This is a genomic window from Metabacillus niabensis (assembly GCF_902829255.1).
GTDB lineage: Bacteria > Bacillota > Bacilli > Bacillales > Bacillaceae > Metabacillus > Metabacillus niabensis.
Genome location: NZ_CADEPK010000237.1, coordinates 1 through 6,255, shown reverse-complemented (window position 1 = coordinate 6,255; position 6,255 = coordinate 1). Strand labels below are relative to the sequence as shown.

Here is a 6,255-nt window from a genome sequence, read left to right as displayed (position 1 = left end):
TCTTCAAATAGATTTCAAACGCTTGGGCAATCCATTCTTCTTCCTCAATTGTAAATGGTGAAGGGAACAGCCATGGATCATCGTCTATATCATCTGGTAATTCTTCAAATAGTTTTTGTATCGATGTATTGGTTGCATCCTCTGCAAGTTTTATATATTCAGCAACAACAGCTTGTACTTCATCGTTTTCAGGGGAAGTACCGAATAATCTTTTTAGTTTATCTGTAATATTAAAGAACATTTTTTCTATTTCTTTTTGCTTTTCATCGCTTATTTCATATATTTCGTTAACTCGATCTTCATTTAATATCGTTTTTAGCCATTCCTTTTGTTCTTCCTCCATTTGTATATTATTTATTAATGATGTGAATATAGCTGGATCAACCTCTTTATTTTGATCAATAAGATGTAATGCACGGTCAAGAGTGTTAATCATCTTTTCAATTTGCTGCTGCTTTTTCATCATTTCCTTTTTTTGATATGACAAGGAATCTTGTAAATTCCACTTATTTGATCGTAGCAACGTTTTTATTTCCTCCAATGTAAAGCCTAAAAACTTTAACGTAATGATTTTTTGAAGTTCAATAAGATCGTTGTCAGAATAAAATCGTCTCCCTTTTTCAGATACAAATGATGGCTTTAGAATATTAAGTTCATCATAGTAATGCAATGTCCGAATTGATACGTTTGTTTTCTTTGAAAACTCACCAATTGAGTAATTATGCTTCATAAAAGAAATTCCTTTCATTTGGATTGAAGTGGGTCCCCTTCTCCTTAGTTCTATCTTAAAACCTAACGTTACGTGAGAAGCAAGTAGGAAATTTAATTTATTATTCCTTTTTTACTATCGATTTAAACTTTGGCAATTTCGTTCATAACAAGAGATTGTAGAATTATGTTATAATAGATTGTGATTTTTTATGAGAACGTTTAGAGATAATGGAGGATAAAAATGGCAACTTATACGCCAATGATACAACAATATTTAAAGATAAAGGCAGATTATCAAGATGCCTTTTTATTTTTTCGTCTAGGTGATTTTTATGAAATGTTCTTTCAGGATGCATTAAAGGCATCACAGGAACTTGAAATAACGTTAACAAGTCGTGATGGTGGAGGAGACGAAAGAATTCCAATGTGTGGAGTTCCTTACCATTCAGCGCCTAATTATATCGAACAATTAGTTGAAAAGGGCTATAAGGTCGCGATTTGTGAACAAACAGAGGATCCGAAGCATGCGAAGGGTGTTGTTAGAAGAGAGGTTGTTCAATTAATCACACCTGGTACTGTCATGGATGGAAAAGGGATACATGATAAGGAGAATAATTATATCTCTTCAGTAACATATTTTGACCAACAATTTGGACTGGCCTTAAGTGATTTGACGACAGGAGAAAATCTTGTTGCGTTATGCTCAAGCTTTGATGAATTATTAAATGAAATCTATTCTGTAGGAACGAAGGAAGTTGTTATTTCAGCTGATTTTTCTGAGGAATGGAAAAAACAGATTGTTGAGCGCTGTCAAGCAACACTGTCATATGAGGAACAGACAACCCCAAAGAATTTTCAAGATATTTTTATTCATTTACAAGATGGAAGGCTGCAGCAAACATTTGGAAGGTTACTTTCCTATTTAGAAAGAACACAAAAGCGTAGTCTTGACCATCTGCAAAAAGTAAACGTGTATTACTTGCATCATTCACTTAAAATTGACCTTTATTCAAAGCGGAATTTAGAGCTAACCGAAACAATCCGTTCAAAAGGAAAAAAAGGTTCGTTGCTTTGGTTATTAGATGAAACAAAAACAGCTATGGGCGGAAGAATGTTAAAGCAATGGGTTGATAAACCGCTCGTTAATCGTGAGCAAATTGAAGCAAGATTATCGATGGTAGAAACCTTTTTGGCGAATTATTTTGAACGAGAGGATTTACGAAATCTACTAAAAGAGGTTTATGACTTGGAGCGTTTAGCCGGAAGAGTAGCATTTGGAAATGTTAATGCTCGGGATTTAGTTCAATTAAAAAAATCTCTCCAACAAGTTCCAAGTATCGACGAATTATGCCAATCATTACAAAATGAACATTTTCTATCAGAGCGTTTGGATGCTTGTGATGATCTTACAAAGCTTCTTGATGTAGCAATTGTTGAAAATCCACCTTTATCAGTTAAAGAAGGAAATATTATTAAAGATGGATTTAACTCCCAATTAGATCAATACCGGGATGCAAGCCGTAACGGGAAAACATGGATTGCCCAGCTTGAGCAGCAGGAGCGTCAAAAAACAGGAATCAAATCATTAAAAATTGGTTATAATCGAGTTTTTGGCTATTACATTGAAGTGACAAAAGCGAATTTACATTTACTTGAGGAAGGATTATATGAACGGAAGCAAACATTAACAAATGCTGAGCGTTTCATCACCCCTGAATTAAAGGAAAAGGAAACGTTAATTTTAGAGGCAGAAGAAAAAATTGTTGAGCTCGAATATCAGTTGTTTGTCGATATAAGAGAACAAGTAAAAGACTATATTCCTAGATTGCAAAAATTAGCAAAACGACTAAGTGAATTAGATGTATTGCAATGCTTTGCTACTATTAGTGAAAACAGACATTATACAAAGCCAATTTTCTCACATTCTGGGGAGCTAATCATAAAGGATGGTCGTCACCCAGTAGTCGAGAAAGTGCTGGACGCACAGGAATATGTGCCGAATGATTGTGTATTTAATGATGAGCGGAAAATGCTGTTGATTACAGGACCAAATATGTCAGGGAAAAGTACGTACATGCGACAGGTAGCATTAACGGCGATCTTAGCTCAAATTGGCTGTTATGTACCAGCTTCTGAGGCAGTATTGCCAATATTTGATCAAATCTTTACAAGAATTGGAGCTGCTGATGATTTAATCTCAGGTCAAAGTACATTCATGGTTGAGATGCTTGAAGCGAAAAACGCAATTACACATGCAACAAGTCAAAGCTTAATTCTTTTTGATGAAATCGGAAGAGGAACCTCTACCTATGATGGCATGGCGTTGGCACAAGCGATAATTGAATATATTCATGAGCATATTGGTGCGAAAACACTTTTTTCAACACATTATCATGAATTAACGATTCTAGAAGAGCAACTAGCTTCTTTAAAAAATATTCACGTGAAAGCAATTGAAGAAAACGGAAAGGTTGTCTTTTTACACAAAATTGAAGAAGGTGCAGCAGATAAAAGCTACGGTATCCATGTAGCTGAGCTAGCCGATTTACCAAATCCTTTAATTAAACGTGCTAAGGAAATATTAAAAGTCCTTGAAGAAGGGAAAAAGGAACCAAATTCAGTTGAAGTGAAAAGTGTTAAATCGAATGAGGTTGTATTTGATTCACAACTTTCGTTATTTGATGAGAATCAAGTAAACATAGAGAAACAACATAATGTCCATGCCTTCTCTAAGAAGGAAAAGGCTGCTCTAGAGATATTAAAAACGATGAATCTGTTAGAAATGACTCCATTGGACGCGATGAATGAACTATATAAGTTACAGAAAAAAGTAAAATAGTTATTTAGTATTGTCATAAGGTGGTGAAACAAGTGGGGAAAATCATTCGTTTAGATGAGCAGCTTTCAAATAAAATAGCAGCTGGTGAGGTTGTAGAAAGACCTGCATCTGTTGTTAAAGAATTATTGGAAAATGCAATTGATGCCAATAGTACAGTTGTTGAAATCGAAATTGAAGAAGCGGGCTTAGGGAAAATCCGAATTATCGATAATGGTGATGGGATTGAACCTGATGATTGTCTAAATGCTTTTCATCGACATGCTACAAGTAAAATTAAAGATGAAAATGATTTATTTAGGATCCGAACTTTAGGCTTCCGTGGTGAGGCACTACCAAGTATTGCTTCCGTTTCTTTACTTGATATGAAAACAAGTACAGGAAATGGTCCAGGTACGAACATTATTTTAACAGGTGGTAAGGTTGAAAAACATGTTTCAACGAATAGTCGAAAGGGAACTGATATAACGGTTAGAAATCTATTTTTCAACACACCAGCTAGATTAAAATATATGAAAACTGTCCATACAGAGCTAGGGAATATTACAGATATTGTGAATCGAATCGCGCTAGCTCATCCGGAAGTATCGATTAGACTGATTCATAATGGAAAAAAAATATTGCATACAACAGGTAATGGTGATGTTCGTCAAGTTTTAGCAGCTATTTATGGATTAGCGATAGCGAAAAAAATGAAGAAATTAACGATTGAATCATTAGACTTTGAAGTAAACGGTTATGTGGCTTTACCTGAGATTACAAGAGCATCAAGAAATTATATTTCGACCATAATAAATGGAAGATTCATCAAGAATTATCCGCTAGTTAAAGCGATTCAGGAAGGTTACCATACGTTGCTACCGATCGGACGCTATCCAATCGTCTTTTTAGAAATTAAAATGGATCCAATCCTTGTTGATGTAAATGTTCATCCATCAAAGCTTGAAGTAAGAATCAGTAAGGAAGCTGAATTAAATGAGCTAATCACAAACGGAATTCGTGATGTCTTCCGCAATGAGCAATTAATACCTTCTGTTGAAATACCAAAGGCTCAAAAGGTAAAAAGTTTGGATGAACAACAACAGTTTACGTTTGACCATTTTAGTAGTAGCGAAGAAAGCACAGGGCTTAAGGAACCGATCCAACAGCGACAAAATATTGTTCAACAACAAGAGCCTATTGAACAAAACGAGTTAAACGTCCCGCTTTCTTCTGAAACAGAAAGGATCGTCTATACACCAGATGTTGAGCAAGTATTTGTACAGGAAGATCAAGAGGTAGTTTTCAATAATCAAGAAGAGGATTCAATCTCAGATGAGCAACATATTAATTTAGATGAAAAAATGCATGAAGAAAATACAAGTCAGGTTTTGCAAGAACGAATACCGCCGTTGTATCCGATCGGTCAAATGCATGGAACGTATATTTTAGCGCAAAATGAGACAGGGTTATATATTATAGATCAACATGCTGCACAAGAACGGATTAAATATGAATTTTATCGCGAGAAAGTTGGAGAAGTTCATTCTGAGGTTCAAGAATTGTTAGTTCCATTAACGTTTGAATATTCCACAGACGAAGCTGTCATTATTGAAGCACATTTAGACATCCTAGAACGTGTTGGCATTTTTTTAGAGCCATTCGGGAGAAATAGTTATATTGTGCGTTCACACCCTCAATGGTTTCCAAAGGGTGAGGAATCCTCAACGATTGAAGAAATTATTCAACAAGTATTAGACGAGCGAAAAATCGATATAAAAAAGCTTCGTGAAGAAGCGGCAATCATGATGAGCTGCAAAGCATCAATTAAAGCAAATCATCATTTGCGAAACGATGAAATATTCGCTTTACTTGAAACGTTAAGGAAAACCTCTGATCCGTTTACATGTCCACATGGTAGACCGATTATTATTCATTACTCGACATATGAGATGGAAAAAATGTTCAAGCGGGTTATGTAAAATATTTAAGGGCAAAACACATGATTTATCAGTGTTTTGCCCTTCTTTTATTATTAGAGGTTTAATTTCTATTAAAAGGGAGGAAACAGTATATTAATAAATGTCTTAACTCCTTAGTCACCCTTATAACTTTGCGATTTTGTTTGATAATAGAAATAACAAAATATATATAGGAAAAGAGTAAAAATTACTCCAATGGACAGGCTTATATAAATCTAATGCCATTGCAATTGGTTCACCGATAAAAGCAGCAAATAATCCATACAATATTCCTTTGAATAAAGGTGACCATTTAGATTTATATTCAATGAAGAACATGATAGATACAGGTAGTAAAGTAAGGTCCCATGGGAAATATCCTGTAATAAAAGGAAACATATTATATGGATAAATCCATAAACCTAATTGAAGTCCTATAGAATCAAGAATTAAAGAAATGATCGCCATAAAAAAACCTGCTCTAAGAAGATCACCTGTATAATTTTTGTTATGTATTTTCCACCATAGCAGCCAAGGTAAAATGCTCAAAGCAAGTCCTAACCACCATCTAGCGGAATATAATATCACTGTCTCTTTATACACATCTGACGCTGCCGACGATACTCCTTGTGTAGATCTCGGTGGTCGCCGTATCATTAAAAAAAAAAAAACTCCTAAAGAAGACTACACACCCCAACATCTACAAAACACAACACAAAAAAAAAAGAGTTACTAGAAATAAAACAAACAAGTCATATTACAGTAACA

Annotated in this window: 3 protein-coding genes; 2 read left to right on the top strand and 1 reads right to left on the bottom strand. The window is 34.7% G+C overall.

Features of this window, described 5'->3' with window-relative positions; translation table 11 throughout:
* The coding region (locus HU235_RS15135) for a MerR family transcriptional regulator (protein WP_174880732.1) at positions 1-730 on the bottom strand (730 nt) is incomplete at its 3' end.
* A 222-nt stretch (positions 731-952) separates the two neighbouring features.
* Here HU235_RS15135 and mutS point away from each other — a divergent pair.
* Positions 953-3,550, top strand: a complete 2,598-nt coding sequence (mutS, locus tag HU235_RS15130) for a DNA mismatch repair protein MutS (RefSeq protein ID WP_174880731.1) — start codon at positions 953-955, stop codon at positions 3,548-3,550.
* Positions 3,551-3,582: 32 nt separating this feature from the next.
* Entirely contained in the window at positions 3,583-5,508 is a 1,926-nt protein-coding gene (gene mutL, locus HU235_RS15125; protein WP_174880730.1) for a DNA mismatch repair endonuclease MutL, read from the top strand.
* Positions 5,509-6,255 lie beyond the last annotated feature (747 nt).